The 17,168-nt window shown below is 66.5% G+C and carries 18 protein-coding genes and 1 pseudogene; 12 read left to right on the top strand and 7 right to left on the bottom strand.

What is annotated here, in order from left to right; genetic code table 11:
* Positions 1-137: 137 nt before the first annotated feature.
* Positions 138-1,535, top strand: a complete 1,398-nt coding sequence (gene lpdA / locus P6281_RS23300) for a dihydrolipoyl dehydrogenase (RefSeq protein WP_014383364.1) — start codon at positions 138-140, stop codon at positions 1,533-1,535.
* A 7-nt stretch (positions 1,536-1,542) separates the two neighbouring features.
* Entirely contained in the window at positions 1,543-1,824 is a 282-nt protein-coding gene (locus P6281_RS23295) for a hypothetical protein (RefSeq protein ID WP_008261268.1), read from the top strand.
* On the opposite strand, the gene P6281_RS23290 is transcribed toward P6281_RS23295, so the two are convergent.
* Both P6281_RS23290 and ramB read right to left on the bottom strand, forming a co-directional pair.
* Complete coding sequence (locus P6281_RS23290) at positions 1,819-2,379, bottom strand: carboxymuconolactone decarboxylase family protein (protein ID WP_324738534.1); 561 nt, start codon at positions 2,377-2,379, stop codon at positions 1,819-1,821. The two genes, P6281_RS23295 and P6281_RS23290, sit on opposite strands and share 6 nt — an antisense overlap.
* Positions 2,376-3,791, bottom strand: a complete 1,416-nt coding sequence (gene ramB / locus P6281_RS23285) for an acetate metabolism transcriptional regulator RamB (protein WP_008261266.1) — start codon at positions 3,789-3,791, stop codon at positions 2,376-2,378. The genes P6281_RS23290 and ramB overlap by 4 nt, the downstream gene beginning before the upstream one ends.
* Before the next feature lie 158 nt (positions 3,792-3,949).
* On the opposite strand from ramB, the gene P6281_RS23280 reads away from it, so the two are divergent.
* The 4 genes from P6281_RS23280 to P6281_RS23265 all read left to right on the top strand — a co-directional run bounded on the left by P6281_RS23280 (position 3,950) and on the right by P6281_RS23265 (position 8,557).
* On the top strand, positions 3,950-4,747 hold the full coding sequence (locus P6281_RS23280) for an acyl-[acyl-carrier-protein] thioesterase (protein WP_008261265.1): 798 nt from the start codon (positions 3,950-3,952) through the stop codon (positions 4,745-4,747).
* A 268-nt stretch (positions 4,748-5,015) separates the two neighbouring features.
* Positions 5,016-6,302: an isocitrate lyase gene (aceA, locus tag P6281_RS23275; protein WP_008261263.1), complete on the top strand. Its 1,287-nt coding sequence runs from the start codon at positions 5,016-5,018 to the stop codon at positions 6,300-6,302.
* 431 nt (positions 6,303-6,733) lie between these two features.
* Positions 6,734-7,597: a 3-hydroxybutyryl-CoA dehydrogenase gene (locus P6281_RS23270; RefSeq protein WP_014381237.1), complete on the top strand. Its 864-nt coding sequence runs from the start codon at positions 6,734-6,736 to the stop codon at positions 7,595-7,597.
* Positions 7,598-7,696: 99 nt separating this feature from the next.
* Positions 7,697-8,557, top strand: coding sequence for a cyclopropane mycolic acid synthase family methyltransferase (locus P6281_RS23265; protein WP_008261260.1), 861 nt, complete (start codon positions 7,697-7,699; stop codon positions 8,555-8,557).
* A 60-nt stretch (positions 8,558-8,617) separates the two neighbouring features.
* Here the strand turns inward: P6281_RS23265 and pcaA are convergent, their stop codons facing one another.
* Positions 8,618-9,484 (bottom strand): cyclopropane mycolic acid synthase PcaA, encoded by an 867-nt coding sequence (gene pcaA, locus P6281_RS23260; RefSeq protein WP_008261257.1) that lies wholly within the window; start codon positions 9,482-9,484, stop codon positions 8,618-8,620.
* A gap of 181 nt (positions 9,485-9,665) precedes the next feature.
* Positions 9,666-10,352, bottom strand: a complete 687-nt coding sequence (locus tag P6281_RS23255; protein ID WP_026071174.1) for a TetR/AcrR family transcriptional regulator — start codon at positions 10,350-10,352, stop codon at positions 9,666-9,668.
* A 177-nt stretch (positions 10,353-10,529) separates the two neighbouring features.
* Here P6281_RS23255 and P6281_RS23250 point away from each other — a divergent pair, with 177 nt between their 5' ends.
* The 6 genes and pseudogenes from P6281_RS23250 (at position 10,530) to deoC (ending at position 14,698) form a co-directional block, all read left to right on the top strand.
* Entirely contained in the window at positions 10,530-11,912 is a 1,383-nt protein-coding gene (locus P6281_RS23250; protein WP_085976460.1) for a DUF445 domain-containing protein, read from the top strand.
* A gap of 82 nt (positions 11,913-11,994) precedes the next feature.
* Positions 11,995-12,433, top strand: a pseudogene (locus P6281_RS23245) (helix-turn-helix domain-containing protein).
* 189 nt (positions 12,434-12,622) lie between these two features.
* Positions 12,623-13,240: a heparin-binding hemagglutinin HbhA gene (gene hbhA / locus P6281_RS23240; RefSeq protein WP_008261246.1), complete on the top strand. Its 618-nt coding sequence runs from the start codon at positions 12,623-12,625 to the stop codon at positions 13,238-13,240.
* Between the two features lie 87 nt (positions 13,241-13,327).
* Positions 13,328-13,615 (top strand): DUF2516 family protein, encoded by a 288-nt coding sequence (locus tag P6281_RS23235; RefSeq protein WP_008261234.1) that lies wholly within the window; start codon positions 13,328-13,330, stop codon positions 13,613-13,615.
* 4 nt (positions 13,616-13,619) lie between these two features.
* The gene (locus P6281_RS23230) at positions 13,620-14,024 is read left to right on the top strand and encodes a DUF2599 domain-containing protein (RefSeq protein ID WP_009953534.1); all 405 of its coding nucleotides are present in this window, start codon (positions 13,620-13,622) and stop codon (positions 14,022-14,024) included.
* Positions 14,021-14,698: a deoxyribose-phosphate aldolase gene (gene deoC, locus P6281_RS23225; protein WP_008261230.1), complete on the top strand. Its 678-nt coding sequence runs from the start codon at positions 14,021-14,023 to the stop codon at positions 14,696-14,698. The genes P6281_RS23230 and deoC overlap by 4 nt, the downstream gene beginning before the upstream one ends.
* A gap of 19 nt (positions 14,699-14,717) precedes the next feature.
* On the opposite strand, the gene P6281_RS23220 is transcribed toward deoC, so the two are convergent.
* The 3 genes from P6281_RS23220 to P6281_RS23210 are packed head-to-tail and all read right to left on the bottom strand — an operon-like array spanning position 14,718 to position 17,156.
* Entirely contained in the window at positions 14,718-15,773 is a 1,056-nt protein-coding gene (locus P6281_RS23220; protein WP_036429532.1) for an LmeA family phospholipid-binding protein, read from the bottom strand.
* Entirely contained in the window at positions 15,770-16,597 is an 828-nt protein-coding gene (locus tag P6281_RS23215; protein ID WP_008261221.1) for a carbon-nitrogen hydrolase family protein, read from the bottom strand. Before P6281_RS23215 ends, P6281_RS23220 begins: the two co-directional genes overlap by 4 nt.
* Before the next feature lie 34 nt (positions 16,598-16,631).
* Entirely contained in the window at positions 16,632-17,156 is a 525-nt protein-coding gene (locus P6281_RS23210) for a DUF2505 domain-containing protein (RefSeq protein ID WP_201408537.1), read from the bottom strand.
* Positions 17,157-17,168: the final 12 nt, after the last annotated feature.

Below are 17,168 nucleotides of genomic sequence, written 5' to 3'. Positions count from 1 at the left end.
CCGAGGCGCCCCGCGAGTGTGGGGGTGAGGGACGAATTTCCGGCGTTTCCGGTACGTAGCGCCCACCCTCGGCGCGTTGGAAGCGGCGCGACTCACGGCGTTGTCCGCTGCGAGCCGGCGCCCACTAGGGTGGGCACGTGACTTCTCACTATGACGTCGTCGTCCTCGGGGCCGGCCCCGGCGGATATGTCGCGGCCATTCGCGCCGCACAACTCGGCCTTTCCACCGCGGTCGTCGAGCCGAAGTACTGGGGCGGGGTTTGCCTCAACGTCGGCTGCATTCCGTCCAAGGCGCTGCTGCGCAACGCCGAACTCGCGCACATCTTCACCAAAGAGGCTAAGACCTTTGGCATCAGCGGAGAGGCGACCTTCGACTACGGCGTCGCCTTCGACCGCAGCCGCAAGGTGGCAGAGGGCCGCGTCGCGGGCGTGCACTTCCTGATGAAGAAGAACAAGATCACCGAGATCCACGGCTACGGCCGGTTCACCGACGCGAACACCATCTCGGTCGAACTCAACGACGGCGGGACCGAGACGGTCACGTTCGACAACGCCATCATCGCCACCGGCAGCAGCACCCGGCTGGTTCCGGGCACCTCGCTGTCGGCCAACGTGGTCACCTACGAGGAACTGATCCTGTCCCGCGAGCTGCCTGAGTCGATCATCATCGCCGGTTGCGGAGCGATCGGCATGGAGTTCGGCTACGTGCTGCGCAACTACGGGGTCGACGTGACCGTCGTGGAGTTCTTGGCGCGCGCGCTGCCCAACGAGGACGCCGAGGTGTCCAAGGAGGTTGAGAGGCAGTTCAAGAAGCTGGGCGTCAAAATCCTCACCGGTACCAAGGTCGAGTCGATCTCCGACAACGGTGCCGAGGTGACTGTGGCCGTCAGCAAGGACGGCAACACCCAGGAGCTCAAGGCCGCGAAAGTGTTGCAGGCCATCGGTTTTGCGCCCAACGTCGAGGGCTACGGCCTCGAGGCCGCCGGGGTCGCGCTGACCGACCGCAAGGCCATCGGCATCACCGACTACATGCGCACCAACATCGAGCACATCTACGCCATCGGCGATGTCACCGGGAAGCTGCAGCTCGCCCACGTCGCCGAGGCCCAGGGCGTCGTGGCGGCCGAAACCATCGCCGGCGCAGAGACTTTGGCGCTCGGTGACTACCGGATGATGCCGCGCGCGACCTTCTGCCAGCCTCAGGTGGCCAGCTTCGGCCTCACCGAGGAGCAGGCCCGCGAGGAAGGCCACGACGTGGTGGTGGCGAAGTTCCCGTTCACCGCGAACGGCAAGGCCCACGGTGTCGGCGACCCGAGCGGGTTCGTCAAGCTGATCGCCGACTCGAAATACGGTGAGCTGCTGGGCGGTCACCTGGTGGGGCACGATGTCTCGGAGCTGCTTCCGGAGCTGACGCTGGCGCAGAAGTGGGATCTGACCGCCACCGAGCTGGCCCGCAACGTGCACACCCACCCGACCATGTCCGAGGCGCTGCAGGAATGCTTCCACGGGCTGACCGGACACATGATCAATTTCTGAGCCGCGCATGATTCGCACCGTCACGCCCCAGACGATCGCGGGCGCCGTCGCCGGCCTGGCGACCGGTTATGTCGTGTGGCTGCTCGGCATTTCGACCGGGGACAACGCGACGGCGGGCCAGTGGGGTCCGCTGGTCTTGCTGGCCTCGGTGGTGCTGGGAATCGGCGCCGCGATCTGGGGTGCCTGGCAGCGACGACGCGGGAAGCTGGGCTGGGCGGCGTTCGCCTTCGGCCTGCCGGTACTTCCCGTGGTCCTGACGCTGGCCATTTTGGCCGACGTCTACCTATAGCTGCTGCGGGTTGTCCAGCGGAATCTCGAGCGTCGCCATCGTCGCGGCCAGCCCATCGTATTGGCTTGCCAGCAAGCAGAATTCGATCAGCTGCCGCCGGTCCAGGTGAGTCGCCAGCTCGCGCCAGGTGGCGTCGGTGACGGTGCGGTCGTTGACGAACTCGTCGGTCGCCGCCAGCAGCGCCTGCTGACGCACAGTCAGGCGCCCCTCGACCGGGTCCAGCCGTTCCGGCCACGCGAAGATCGCGGCCTGCGCGTCGGTGTCGAGCCCGGCCTTGCGCGCCATCCGGCGATGGTGCTGCAGTTCGTATTCGCATGCCCGTAGGTGTCCGACCCGCAGGATCACCAGCTCGGTGTCGATGGTCGGCAGCTTCCCGCGCAGCAGCCGGCCCCCGTAGGCCAGCCACGTCCAAAACAGCAACTGGCGCTGGCCCAGGATGGTGAACAGGTGCATCTCCGGTGCGCGCACGGTGCGCGCGCCCAGCTTCGCGATCACCCAATTGATCGGTCCCAGTTGGCGGAATCGCCCCGGCGGGATGCGGCCGTCGGGACTCACGGTTGCGTCACCAGGTACGGGGACACCGTGCTGCGATGCTCGTCGAGATCGAGCGCGCGCCCGAGCGCCGGGAAGGCGCGCTGCGGACAGTTGTCGCGCTCACAGACCCGGCATCCCGCGCCGATCGGTGTGGAGATTTCCCCCGACAAGTCGAGTCCTTCCGAGTAGACGAGCCGGTGCGCGTGGCGAAGCTCGCACCCCAGGCCGATCGCGAAGGTCTTACCGGGCTGACCATACCGGGCCGCGCGTCGTTCCACGGTGCGGGCCACCCACATGTAGTTGCGGCCGTCGGGCATCTGCGCGATCTGGACCAGGATCTTGCCCGGGTTGGCGAAGGTTTCGTAGACGTTCCACAGCGGGCAGGTGCCTCCGCTGGAGGAGAAATGAAAACCGGTGGCGGACTGGCGTTTTGACATGTTGCCGGCGCGGTCGACCCGGACGAAGGAGAACGGCACCCCGCGCATCGACGGGCGCTGCATCGTCGAGAGCCGGTGCGCGATGGTCTCGTAGCTGATCGAGTAGAAGGAAGACAACCGTTCGACGTCGTAGCGGAAATTCTCTGCGACGTCGTGGAATTGGCGGTAGGGGAGCACGGCGGCCGCGGCGAAGTAGTTGGCCAGACCGAGCCGGGCCAGCGTATGCGACTCGTCGCTGGTGAACTTGCCCTGCGCGACCAGGTCATCGATCAGATCCCCGAACTCGAGGTAGGCCAGTTCGGCGGCCATCTTGAACACCTGCTGCCCCAGCGAGAGGTGATTGCTGATCTCCAGCGTCTTGGTGGCGGGGTCGTAGCGGTGCAGCACGGTGTCGCCGAGATCGATGCGGCGGTTGATGTGCACCCCGTGCACCTCGGTGAGCCGGCGCGTCAACTCCCGGGCCAGATCGCCGTGGTGCAACCGCATCTTGATGGTGAGCTCCTCGGCGGCGGTGTCCAGCTCGTGCAGGTAGTTCTGCCGTTGGTAGAAGTAGTCGCGCACCTCCTCGTGCGGCATGGTGATCGATCCGCTGCCGCTGCCGTCGGAGAACCGCTCCTCGGTGGCGGCCGCCAGCTGCGCGGTGGTGATCCGGTAACGGCGGTGCAGGTTGACCACCGCCCGCGCCAACCCGGGATGAGCGCTGACCATTTCGGCGACCTCGGTCGGGTCGACGTCGATGTCGAGGTCGCGGTCCAGGGTGACCTCGCGCAGCTCGGCGACCAGCCGGGTGTCGTCCTGTGAGGAGAAGAACGTGGCGTCCACCCCGAACACCTCGGTGATGCGCAGCAGCACGGCCACCGTCAGGGGGCGAACGTCGTGCTCGATCTGGTTGAGGTAGCTCGGGGAGATTTCCAGCATCTGAGCCAGCGCGGCCTGGGAAAACCCGCGCTCGTTGCGCAGCTGGCGGACCCGCGAGCCGACGAACGTCTTGGACACCTCACCGAGGTTACCGGCCTTGCGAAGCTTTGGTTCGCAGAGTTGGCAGCGGGTCTCGCGCGTCGCGATTGGTGTTCGATGGCCCTCGTTGGCATTATTCGACCGGGGCCTCGGGCCTTAACCTGGGGTAACCGCGAGGAGGAAACGGGGAGCGCACCGTGAGCCTGGATAAACAACTGATGCCGGTGCCCGACGGTCACCCGGACGTTTTCGACCGCCAGTGGCCGTTGCGGGTCGGGGATATCGACCGCACGGGCCGGCTGCGACTGGACGCCGCGTGCCGGCACATCCAGGACATCGGCCAGGACCAGCTACGCGAGATGGGTTTCGAGGAGACCCATCCGCTGTGGATCGTCCGGCGCACGATGATCGACCTGATCCGACCGGTCGAATTCAGCGACATGCTGCGGATGCGCAGATGGTGCTCGGGCACCTCCAATCGCTGGTGCGAGATGCGGGTCCGCATCGACGGCAAGCGCAAGGGCGGGCTCATCGAGTCCGAGGCCTTCTGGATCAACATCAACCGGGAGACCCAGATGCCCTCGCGCATCGCCGACGACTTCCTGGCGGGCCTGCACAAGACCACGTCGGTCGACCGGCTGCGATGGAAGTCTTATCTGAAGCCGGGCAGCCGGGACGACGCGGTCGAGATCCACGAGTTTCCCGTCCGGGTCACCGACATCGACCTGTTCGACCACATGAACAACTCCGTGTACTGGAGCGTGGTCGAGGACTACCTGGCCTCGCACACCGAGCTGATGCAGGCGCCGTTGCGCATCACGATCGAGCACGAGGCGCCGGTGGCGCTGGGGGACAAGCTGGAGATCATCTCGCACATCCACCCCGCCGGATCGACCGAGCAATTCGGTCCCGACCTGGCCGATCGCACTGTTACAACGCTCACATACGCCGTCGGCGACGAGACGAAAGCCGTCGCGTCGATCTTTGCTAGGTAACAGGACAAGCGTCCCGGTTAAATTGCCCTCTGACCTGCTGCTTTGGGGTTACTGACGGGTAGCTTCTGAAACGGTCAAGCAAGTTAGCAACTTAACAAGATTCGCAAATTTGCCCGTTCCCGTTGCTGAAATTGGCAATTGAAACGGGTGGACCGGCCCCCCTGAGCTGTGCCATCTTCGAGTTAGCACACCAGTGAAGTTGAGCCGCTAGCTACCGCCGGTGAGGCGTTCAGCAACCCAGTAGTGAAGATCGTGAAGGAGCATGCCCATGTCTGTTGTTGGCACCCCCAAGAGCGCCGAACAGATTCAGAAGGACTGGGACACCAACCCGCGGTGGAAGGACGTCACCCGCACCTACAGCGCCAAGGACGTCGTCGCCCTGCAGGGCACCGTCGTCGAGGAGGCCACCCTGGCCCGCCGCGGCGCCGAGGTGCTGTGGGAGCAGCTCCACGACCTCGAGTACATCAACGCGCTCGGCGCGCTGACCGGGAACATGGCCGTCCAGCAGGTGCGCGCCGGCCTCAAGGCCATCTACCTGTCCGGGTGGCAGGTCGCCGGGGACGCGAACCTGTCCGGGCACACCTACCCCGACCAGAGCCTCTACCCGGCCAACTCGGTGCCCCAGGTGGTCCGCCGGATCAACAACGCGCTGCTGCGCGCCGACGAGATCGCCAAGGTCGAGGGCGACACCTCGGTGAAGAACTGGCTGGCCCCCATCGTCGCCGACGGTGAGGCCGGTTTCGGTGGCGCGCTCAACGTCTACGAGCTGCAGAAGGCCATGATCGCGGCCGGTGTGGCGGGCTCGCACTGGGAGGACCAGCTGGCTTCGGAGAAGAAGTGTGGTCACCTGGGCGGCAAGGTGCTGATCCCGACCCAGCAGCACATCCGCACCCTGACCTCGGCCCGGCTGGCGGCCGACGTTTGCGACGTGCCGACCGTCGTCATCGCCCGGACCGACGCCGAGGCGGCCACCCTGATCACCTCGGACGTCGACGAGCGTGACCAGCCGTTCATCACCGGTGAGCGCACCAAGGAGGGCTTCTACCGGGTCCGCAACGGCCTGGAGCCCTGCATCGCCCGGGCCAAGGCGTACGCGCCGTACTCCGACCTGATCTGGATGGAGACCGGCACTCCGGACCTCGAGCTCGCCGCGAAGTTCGCCGAGGGCGTCAAGTCCGAGTTCCCCGACCAGATGCTGGCCTACAACTGCTCGCCGTCGTTCAACTGGAAGAAGCACCTTGACGACTCCACCATCGCGAAGTTCCAAAAGGAGCTCGGCGCAATGGGATTCAAGTTCCAGTTCATCACCCTGGCCGGCTTCCACGCCCTGAACTACTCGATGTTCGACCTGGCCTACGGCTACGCCCGCAACCAGATGAGCGCCTACGTCGAGCTGCAGGAGCGCGAGTTCGCCGCCGAGGAGCGTGGCTACACCGCCACCAAGCACCAGCGTGAGGTGGGTGCCGGTTACTTCGACCGCATCGCCACCACGGTCGACCCGAGCTCGTCGACCACCGCGCTGACCGGCTCCACCGAAGAGGGGCAGTTTCACTGAGCCCGAGCGGCGCAGGCCGCGAGGACGAAGTGAAACCGACGGCTTGAGTCACTGAGCCCGAGCGGCGCAGGCCGCGAGGACGAAGTGCAACCGACGGCTTGAGTCACTGAGCCCGAGCGGCGCAGGCCGCGAGGACGAAGTGAAACCGACGGCTTGAGTCACTGAGCCCGAGCGGCGCAGGCCGCGAGGACGAAGTGAAACCGACGGCTTGAGTCACTGAGCCCGAGCGGCGCATGCCGCGAGCGGCGCATGCCGCAAGCGCGCCGAGCGTGCATCGGTGGCGAGAATTCGGCCGAACTTTCGCCCTGAGTACACGCTCGTCGCACCGAAAATGAGATGAAGTAGCGTAGGCCCCGCCCAGGCCAACCCTGGGCGGGGCCTATTGCGGTGCAAGACGATACGGTCACCGCAGAGAACCGGAGAGAATTGAAGTGAGTGACGCAGCGATTCAGCGAGTAGGCGTGGTCGGGGCCGGCCAGATGGGATCCGGCATCGCCGAGGTCTCGGTCCGCGCCGACGTCGACGTGACGGTGTTCGAGACCACCGAGGCCCTCATCGCGGCGGGACGCAACCGCATCGTCAAGTCGCTGGAGCGCGGCGTCAGCGCGGGCAAGGTCACCGAGCGCGAACGCGACCGCGCGCTGAGCAAGCTCACCTTCACCACGGACCTGAACGACCTCGCCGACCGCCAACTGGTCATCGAGGCGATCATCGAGGACGACGCCGTCAAGGCGCAGGTCTTCGCCGAACTCGACCGGGTGATCACCGATCCCGACGCGGTGCTGGCGTCCAACACCTCCAGCATCCCGATCATGAAGATCGCCGCGGCCACCAAGAACCCGCAACGCGTGCTGGGTCTGCACTTCTTCAACCCGGTGCCGGTGTTGCCGCTGGTCGAGTTGGTCAGCACGCTGGTCACCGACGAGGCCGCCGCCGCGCGCACCGAGGAGTTCGCGAGCGCGGTCCTGGGCAAGCAGGTAGTGCGCTGCTCGGACCGGTCCGGCTTCGTGGTGAACGCGTTGCTGGTGCCCTACCTGCTCTCGGCGATCCGCATGGTGGAGGCCGGATTTGCCACGGTCGAGGATGTGGACAAGGCTGTGGTGGCCGGGCTGTCGCACCCGATGGGCCCGCTGCGCCTGTCCGACCTGGTCGGCCTGGACACCTTGAAGTTGATCGCGGACAAGATGTTCGAGGAGTTCAAGGAGCCGCAGTACGGGCCGCCGCCGTTGCTGCTGCGCATGGTGGAGGCCGGCCGGCTCGGCAAGAAGACCGGCCAGGGCTTCTACAAGTACTGACCACTCGCGGGTGACATACCGCGGGGCGCATGACACGCTGGCCGCTATGCCGTCGGCTAGTATGCGTGCGTTTAATACGACGAAAGGTATGTACCGCGGATGACGAGGCTTGAGCCGTATTACGAGGAGTCGCAGTCCATCTACGACGTCTCGGACGAATTCTTCGCATTGTTTCTCGACCCGACGATGGCCTACACGTGCGCCTATTTCGAGCGCGACGACATGACCCTCGAAGAGGCCCAGTATGCGAAATTCGACCTGGCGCTGGGAAAGCTGAACCTCGAGCCGGGGATGACCCTGCTGGACATCGGCTGCGGCTGGGGCGGCGCGCTCAAACGGGCCGTCGAGCGCTACGACGTCAACGTCATCGGAATCACGCTGAGCCGCAACCAATTCGAGTACAGCAAGAAGATGCTGGCCGGATTGCCGACGGACCGCAACATCGAAGTGCGCCTGCAGGGCTGGGAAGAGTTCGAGGACAAGGTCGACCGGATCGTGACGATCGGCGCCTTCGAGGCCTTCAAGATGGAGCGCTATCCCGCATTTTTCGATCTCGCCTATGACATCCTTCCCGACGACGGCCGGATGCTTTTGCACACCATTTTGATGTATCAGTGGCAGGAATATCCCGCTCTCGGCGTCACATTGACGATGAGCGATATCCGGTTCGCGCGATTCATCGGCCAGGAGATTTTCCCGGGTGGCCAACTGCCGGCGCAGGAGGACATTTTCAAGTTCGGCGAGGCCGCCGGATTCTCGGTCGAGCGGGTGCAGTTGCTGCAGGAGCATTACGCGCGGACCCTCAACATCTGGGCGGCGAATCTGGAAGCCAATAAGGAAAAGGCGATCGCCGTCCAATCCCAAGAGGTCTACGACAAGTACATGCACTATCTGACCGGGTGCGAGAATTTCTTCCGCAAGGGCATCAGCAACGTGGGGCAATTCACGTTGGTCAAATAGCCCAGTCGAGTCAGCCCCGAACGGTGATCCGTTCGGGGCTGATTGTTTCCGTGGAGGGGGTTACTTCTTCTCCATCGTGAACTGGTTGACGTCGGTGTACCCATCCCGGAACAGCTCGGCGCAGCCGGTCAGGTACTTCATGTACCGGTCGTAGACCTCTTGGGACTGGATGGCGAGGGCCTCCTCGCGGTTGGCTTCGAGCGCCTCCGCCCACAGGTCCAGCGTCCTCGCGTAGTGCAGCCGCAGCGACTGGACGCGGGTGAGCTCGAAGCCCACCGTGACCCCGTACTCGCCGACGGTCTGGGGCGTCGGAAGCCAGCCACCCGGGAAGATCTCGGCCAGGATGAATTTCGAGAACTCGACGATCTCGTGGGTCAGGCTCAGGCCCTTGGCCCGGGCGTCCTTGAACGACGGCCGAACGATGGTGTGCAGCAACATGATTCCGCCGGGCGGAAGCGCGTTGTAGGCCATCTTGAAGAAGCGCCCGTAGCGCTGGCGGCCGAAGTGCTCGAACGCGCCGATCGAGACGATGCGGTCCACCGGTTCGTGGAACTTCTCCCAGCCCTCCAGCAGCACCCGGCGGGTGCGGGTGGTGTCCATCTGGTCGAAGGATTTCTGCACGTGCTCGGCCTGATTCTCCGACAGCGTCAGGCCCACGACGTTGACGTCGTAGCGCTCGATGGCTCGCCGCATGGTGGCACCCCAGCCGCAACCGATGTCCAGCAGCGTCATTCCCGGCTCGAGCTTGAGTTTCCCCAGCGCCAAATCGATCTTGGCGAGCTGCGCCTGTTCCAGGGTCATGTCGTCGCGCTCGAAGTAGGCGCAGCTGTAGGTCTGGGTGGGGTCCAGGAACAGCCGGAAGAAGTCGTCAGACAAGTCGTAATGGGCTTGCACGTTTCCGAAATGCGGCGTGAGCTGCACAGACATGTCGACACGAGCCTTTCTTTTCGCGGAGGGGCAGGGGCGCACAGCCGAACAAGAACCCCGCTATGTCCCCCGACGCTTCCTGCATGCTAATCCCTGAGGCAGGTGAAGTCGTCCTACCCAGGGGTTGCGTCCCAGCCTCACATGAGACCGACAGGATTCCAAAAGCGCCGGCCGGGCCGTCTCAGCCGGCGGCCGCGTCGTCGTCGTCCCGGGGCGGGACGATCGGCGACGGGTGCGGCTCCTCGCGGAATTTCTCCAGCGACCCGCCGACCTCGACGATCCCCTTCAGCGCGTTCCAGCTCAGCATCGTCAGGTAGTCGATCAACTCGTCGCGAGTCATCCGCGGATAGGACATCCAGGAGTGGGTGGCCAGCTGCACGCCGCCGACGATCAGGTACGCCCACGGCTCCGCGCCCCCGGTGTCCATGCCCGCCTGTTGCATGCGCCGGCGCATCAGCACCGCGAGCATGCGGGCGATGATCCGCTCGGAGTCGGCGATGACCTTGCTCTTGCTGGCGGAACTGTTGGCCATCACGAAGCGATAGGGCTCGGGTTCGTTCGCGACCGTTTCGACGTATACCCGGATGACCTCGCGGGTCAGGTCGAAGCCGTCGAGGTTAGACGTCAGCGCCGCAGCCATATTCGGGATCAGCGTGGTCTGGGTGAACCGCATCATCACGGCGGTGGTGAGGTCGTTCTTGTCGACGAAATAGCGGTAGAGCACCGTCTTCGAGACGCCGATCTCGGCGGCGATCTCATCCATGCTCAGGGCGCCGCCGAGGCGGCGAATCGCGTCGATCGTGCCGTCAACGAGTTCGTTACGACGCTCCACCTTGTGCTGATGCCAGCGCCGCTTGCGCCCATCCATTTTGACGCGCACAACCGTGATTTGTTCTGTCACTGTCGCCGAGTTCCCATTCCCTAGACGCCCTCGATACTACGGCGTGGACAGGTCGGTTTGTGGCGCTGGCCGGGCATGTAGCGGCGTTTGAGGGGCTCGGCAACCAGTGTCGTCACACCAATCGCCGGGAACATAGATGATGAAGTGGTGGCACACAGAGCCTCGGTGCGAGGCGACGCATCCGGCCCGCCGACGGCGAGGCCGAGTTCGGCGACGCCGTTGACGGCCGCGGGCCGGGGACGCACCTCGTTGGCCGAGTCCTTCGCGGGCGCCGATCGTGAGGCTGACGCGCAGCGACGGGTGGCGCTGCGCCGGATGAAGATGGTCGCGCTGAGCTTTTTGATCGGTGCCACCGGCGTGTTCCTCGCCTGCCGGTGGGCCCAGGCGCATGCCGGCGCGGGCGTCTGGGTGGGTTATGTCGGTGCCGCCGCGGAGGCCGGGATGGTGGGCGCCCTGGCGGACTGGTTCGCCGTGACCGCGCTGTTCAGGCACCCGCTGGGCATACCGATCCCGCACACCGCGATCATCAAACGCAAGAAAGACCAGCTGGGCGAGGGCCTGGGCGCGTTCGTGCGGGAGAACTTCCTGTCGCCGGAGGTCGTGGAAACCAAGCTGCGCGACGCCGAGGTGTCCGGCCGGCTCGGGAAATGGCTGTCGGAGGCCGCGCACGCCGAGCGGGTGGCGAGCGAGACGGCCACGGTGCTGCGGGTGCTCGTCGAGCTGCTGCGCGACGAGGACGTCCAGCAGGTGATCGACCGGATGATCGTGCGCCGCATCGCCGAGCCGCAATGGGGACCGCCCGTCGGCCGGGTGCTGGCGACGCTGCTGGCCGAGAACCGACAGGAGGCGCTGATCCAGTTGCTGGCCGACCGGGCCTTCCAGTGGTCGCTGAACGCCGGCGAGGTCATCCAGCGGGTGGTCGAGCGCGACTCGCCGACCTGGTCGCCGCGGTTCGTCGACCATCTGGTCGGCGATCGCATCCACCGCGAGCTGATGGACTTCACCGACAAGGTGCGCCGCAACCCCGACCACGAGCTGCGCCGGTCGGCGACCCGCTTCCTGTTCGAATTCGCCGACGACCTGCAGCACGACCCGGACACCATCGCGCGGGCCGACGCCATCAAAGAGCAGCTCATGGCGCGCGACGAGATCGCCAACGCCGCCGCGACGGCGTGGACGACGCTCAAACGCCTGGTGCTCGAGGGCGTGGACGACCCGTCCAGCACGCTGCGCACGCGGATCGCCGACACGGTCGTGCGCATCGGGGAGTCGCTGCGCGACGACGTCGACCTGCGGGACAAGGTCGACAACTGGCTCGTGCGGGCGGCCCAGCACCTGGTCTCGCAATATGGGGTGGAGATCACAGCGATCATCACCGACACCATCGAACGCTGGGATGCCGAGGAGGCCAGCCGGCGCATCGAACTCCACGTGGGCCGTGACCTGCAATTCATCAGGATCAACGGAACGGTGGTCGGCTCGTTGGCCGGCCTCGTGATCTACGCCGTCGCGCAGCTGCTTTTCTAGTAGTGCTAACAAGTGCTTGCAATAGCAAGCACTTGTTGTACCCTGGTGGCGTCAAGATCAACCGCCCGACCCAGGAGCACGCATGGCACCCGAGGAGAAGCTCTCCGCCAAGGTGTCCAACGCTGCCTCCGACATGGCCTCCGACATCGGCAGCTTCATCCGCAGCCAGCGTGAACTCGCGCAGGTTTCGGTGCGGCAACTCGCCGAGAAGTCCGGGGTCAGCAATCCATATTTGAGCCAGGTGGAGCGTGGATTGCGCAAACCCTCCGCCGACGTCTTGAACCAGATCGCGAAGGCCCTCCGGGTTTCCGCCGAGGTTCTCTATGTGCGCGCCGGGATTCTCGAGCCCACCGACAAGAGTCAGGTGCGAGACGCGATCGTCACCGACACTGCGATCACCGAGCGCCAAAAGCAGATCCTGCTCGACATCTACGCATCGTTCACCCAACAAAACGAATCCACCGATGAGGAGTGTTCGACCCAATCCGACACCGAGTGAACAGTCGCTCTCGGGTCGGTGATGTATAGACGACCGGCCGCCGGGGTTACCCCACAAAGAGGGATTTACCGATTCCAGCTCACGTGCTGGGCGAACTACCCCGGGTTCTGGCGGCCCCAGTTGCGAAGGAGACGTTTGCACCTAACTTCCCGACCAGACACCTGACAACGGAAAACACCAAATGCCAAACCACACCATGAAAGGAAAAACCATGGCGGAAAACTCGAACATCGAAGACTTGCGGGCTCCTTTGCTCGCGGCCCTGGGCGCGGCCGACCTGGCCCTGGCCACGGTTAACGACCTGATCGCCAGCCTGCGCGAGCGCGCCGAAGAGACCCGCGTCGAAACCCGCACCCGGGTGGAAGAGCGCCGCGCGCGCCTGACCAAGCTGCAGGAGGACCTGCCCGAGCAGTTCACCGAGCTGCGCGACCGGTTCACCGCCGACGAGCTGCGCAAGGCCGCCGAGGGCTACCTGGAGGCGGCGACCAGCCGGTACAACGAGCTCGTCGAGCGCGGCGAGGCGGCCCTGCAGCGGCTGCGCAGCCAGACGGCGTTCGAGGACGCCTCCGCGCGTGCGGAGGGCTACGTCGACCAGGCCGTCGAGCTGACCCAGGAGGCGCTGGGCACCGTCGCGTCGCAGACCCGCGCGGTCGGCGAGCGCGCCGCGAAGCTGGTCGGCATCGAGCTGCCCGGCAAGACCGAAGCGACCGCCAAGAAGGCCCAGAAGGCCGTCGGCAAGGCGCCCGCGAAGAAGGCGCCCGCCAAGAAGGCTCCGGCCAAGAAGGCTCCCGCCAAGAAGGCGGCGGCCAAGAAGGTCACCCAGAAGTAGTACGACGCTCGCACGACGTTCGGCTCCGAGTCGCCCCCGGGTGACTCGGAGTCGACGTTTTGGAGGGTGCCCGCCTACGCTTGAGGCGTGAACCACCTCGTGGGTACCGTCATGCTGGTTTTGCAGATCGCCGTCTTGGTCACGGCGATCTACGCATTCGTGCACGCCGCGCTGCAGCGACCCGACGCCTACACCGCCGCCGACAAGCTGACCAAGCCCGTGTGGTTGCTGATTCTGGCCGGGGCCGTGGCCCTGACATCCATCCTTGGCTTCGTCTTCGGGGTGCTGGGCATGGCGATCGCGGCCTGCGCGGCCGGCGTGTACCTGGTCGACGTGCGGCCCAAACTCCTGGAAATTCAGGGCAAGTCGCGCTAGCGGGATGAGGCTGCTGCTGACGGCGCCGGCCGCCGCGCTCGTCGCGCTGTGCTGCCCGCCCCCGCATGCGATCGCCGCGCCCGAACCCTTGGTCGACCACACCGAATGGGCGCAGTGGCAGGGCCGTAGCAGCCTGCGGGTCTTCCCCACGCCGGCCGGCCGGACCGCCTCCCGCACGCCCACGAGCATGGCCTGGGCCGACGAGGCCTGGTCCGAGGTGCTCGCCCTGGCGCCCGACGCCGACACCCCCGGGATGCGTGCGCAGTTCCTGTGCCACTGGCAGTTCGCCGAACTGGCGCGGCCCGGCAAGACCAGCTGGAACCTTGAGCCCTGGCGGCCGGTCGTCGACGACGCCGAAATGGTTGCCTCCGACTGCAATCCGGGCGGTGGGGAAGAATCGTTCGGATGACCGGCCACCCCACGCGGGCGGAGTTGGCGGCGTTCGTCGACCACACCCTGCTCAAACCCGAAGCCAGCGCCGCCGACGTGACCGCCCTGGTCGCCGAAGCGGCCGAACTGGGCGTGTACGCGGTCTGCGTCTCGCCCTCGATGGTTCCCGTCGCCGTGCACGCCGGCGCCGGCGTGCGGGTGGCCAGCGTCGCGGGATTCCCGTCAGGCAAGCATGTTTCGGCGGTCAAGGCGCACGAGGCCGCGCTGGCCGTGGCGTCCGGCGCCTGCGAGGTCGACATGGTCATCGACGTCGGCGCGGCGCTGGCGGGCGACGTCGATGCGGTGCGCTCCGACATTCAGGCCGTGCGCGACGCCGTCGGCGGCGCGGTGCTCAAGGTGATCGTGGAATCCTCAGCGCTGCTGGCGCTGGCCGACGAGCGCACGCTGGCGCGGGTGTGCCGCGCGGCCGAAGACGCCGGCGCCGACTTCGTCAAGACCTCGACCGGGTTTCATCCGACCGGCGGCGCGTCCGCGCGGGCCGTCGCGCTGATGGCCGAGACGGTCGGTGGCCGGCTGGGCGTGAAGGCCAGCGGCGGCATCCGCACCGCCGCGGACGCGCTCGCGATGCTGGATGCCGGCGCGACCCGGCTGGGCCTCTCGGGAACCCGGGGAGTGCTCGACGGGCTCGGCTGAAACCGCCCGAGCCCGGCCATCAGAGGTTGGCGAAGCAGGGGTTGTTGTTGTCGCCGGCGGGAATGCTGGCGTTGCGTGTCGAGAAGTGGCTGGTCACACCCTTGTCGGTGACCTGCACGCTGTCGGCGTGAATGCCCAGCGGGTAGTTCTTGGTCAGGTTCGAGGTGAAGTCGTCCAGGGTCGACTGCACGGATTCCTTGGGCATCGTGAAGCCGAGCGCGTTGAAGCTGACGATCTGCAGCTTCAGCCCGGTGCCCTCCACCACCGGCTTGGCGGTGATGTTGTCCAACATGCCCTTGAGCTCGATCGTGCCGTCGGCGGGATGCGTGGTCACGGTGTTGGTGACGAAGGGCCCCAGCACCGGGATCGCGTTCTGCACCGATTCCTTGATGCCGTCACTCGTCCAGCTGATGGTCGCGTCCAGCGAGCCGATGGTGCCCTTCGAGTTGGCCGTGTCCTTGATCCGGACGTCGTTGATGTTGAGCGAGAGCTTCATGCCCTTGGCGTCGCGGATGTTGTTGCCGGCAGTCTGCACCGAGATGTTGGTGTAGTGCTTGGTCGCCTGCTGCCACAGCATCAGGGGCGTCACCCCGAAGGACGCGGTGGCCTGGTCCTTGACCTCGCAGGCCACTGCCTCGGCGACCTTGGTGTCCGCGACGTGGCGCACGTACAGCTCGGCCCCGATGAGCCCGGCGATGATCAGCGCGAAAACGATGATGAAGATCAGCAGGACCGAGACCGGATCACGACCGAAGCGGCGCTTCTTCTTCCCCGGCGTTGCGTCATCGCCGGGCGCAGTGGCCAGCCGCTCGGTCGGGCCGGCGGGCGGGGTGGTCGGCGGCGGGTAGCCGCGCTGCTGCATGTTGGGCTGGGGCGTCCCGAACCGCTCCGTCTGGCCCGGCGGGGGACCCTGAGCGGGCGGCGGTGGCGGTGCCGGCGGGGGCACGTGACCTGGGCCGCCTGTGCTGATCCGCTCGGTTGGCCGTTCCGTGGGAGGCTGCCCGAACGGTCCCTGGTTGGAGGGACGGGCCCACTTCGACGGGTCCTGGTTCGGGGGTCCTTGTGGGTTCGTCACCGTACCGATTCTGCCCTATCCACCTGAGCAAAGGCCGAGCGGTTGCTGAGGACTGCGATGGCTTTGCGCGCCTCGGCGACCCTGTCGACGTCGACGTCGGCGACCACGAGCTGCGGCTCCGCACCGGCCGACGCGACGACCTCGCCCAGCGGCGAAACGACCAGACTGCCGCCGACCCCGGTGGGTGCGCCCGATCCGGATTCCGCCTGCGCGGCACCGGGGTCCGCCTGACCGGCGGCGGCGACGTAGCTCATCGAGTCGAGCGCGCGGGCGCGGGCCAGCAGCGTCCACTGGTCGAGTTTGCCCGGGCCCGCTCCCCAGGACGCGCACACGGCGATCACCTGGGCGCCGCGGCGGGCCAGCTCGGTGTAGAGCTCCGGGAAACGGATGTCGTAGCAAACGGTCAACCCGACGCCGACGCCGTCGACCGTGATCACCACGGGTTCGTGTCCCGGCGCGACCGTCCGCGATTCGGTGAAGCCGAACGCGTCGTAGAGGTGGATCTTGTCGTAGTGGGCGCCCGACTGATCGGGTGCCGCCGCGAGCAGCGTGTTTTTCACCCGCCCGTCGCCGGCCGGGGTGAACATGCCCGCGACGACGGTGATCTTCGATTCGGCCGCGACGCTGCGCACCCCGTCGGCCCAGGGGCCGTCGAGCGGCTGCGCGACCGGGCCGAGCGGGACGCCGAACCGGCACATGGTGGCCTCCGGGAACACCACCAGCTTCGCGCCCGCATCGGCGGCCCGGCGGCTGTATTCGCGCACCAGCTGCAAATTTGCTGCGGGATCGGTGCCGCTGAGGATCTGCGCCAGGGCGATTCGCATGAAGGCCAGCTTAGAGCGAAGTCGCGGTGAGGGCTCAGGCCGTTTTGGCGATCCACTCCGTGGTGAAGCGCTGTTCGGCGGCGATCAGCTCGGCCAGGCGCGCGCCGATGATGTTCTCCAACTTGCCGCCGATGATCGGGACGCGCACGTGGACGGTGGCCCGGAACGTCAGCCGAGAGCCCCCGGCCCGTCCGATGGGTTCCAGCACCGCGGTGCCCTCCAGGCTCACGGGCGCACCCACGATCGAGCCCATGACCGACCCCGCCGCGGCCCCATCGGTCACCGGCCCCCACGTCTCCTCGCGCCGGATGCGCAGGTCGCCGCTGTGCAACTGCGTGACCATCCCGGGCAGCTTGTCGCTGCTGATCACCTGCAGGGTGACGACCTCGACGGTGTCGTCGTCGCCGGACTGCCCGCCGACCCGCATCGACTCCAGCGTGGCGACGTCGGCCCCGGATTCGGCCAGCCTGGCTCGCCAGTAGTTCGCATCGGTGAAGGCCCGGTGCACCTCGTCAACACTGCCGTCGTAGTCGGCCGACAAGTCGAATGAACGCGGCATAGCAGGTCAGGC

This window comes from Mycobacterium sp. 5-140-3-2, from assembly GCF_035666375.1.
GTDB classification, from domain to species: domain Bacteria; phylum Actinomycetota; class Actinomycetes; order Mycobacteriales; family Mycobacteriaceae; genus Mycobacterium; species Mycobacterium intracellulare.
Note: the sequence above shows the minus strand (reverse complement) of the source record. Positions and strands in the feature narration are given on the sequence as shown.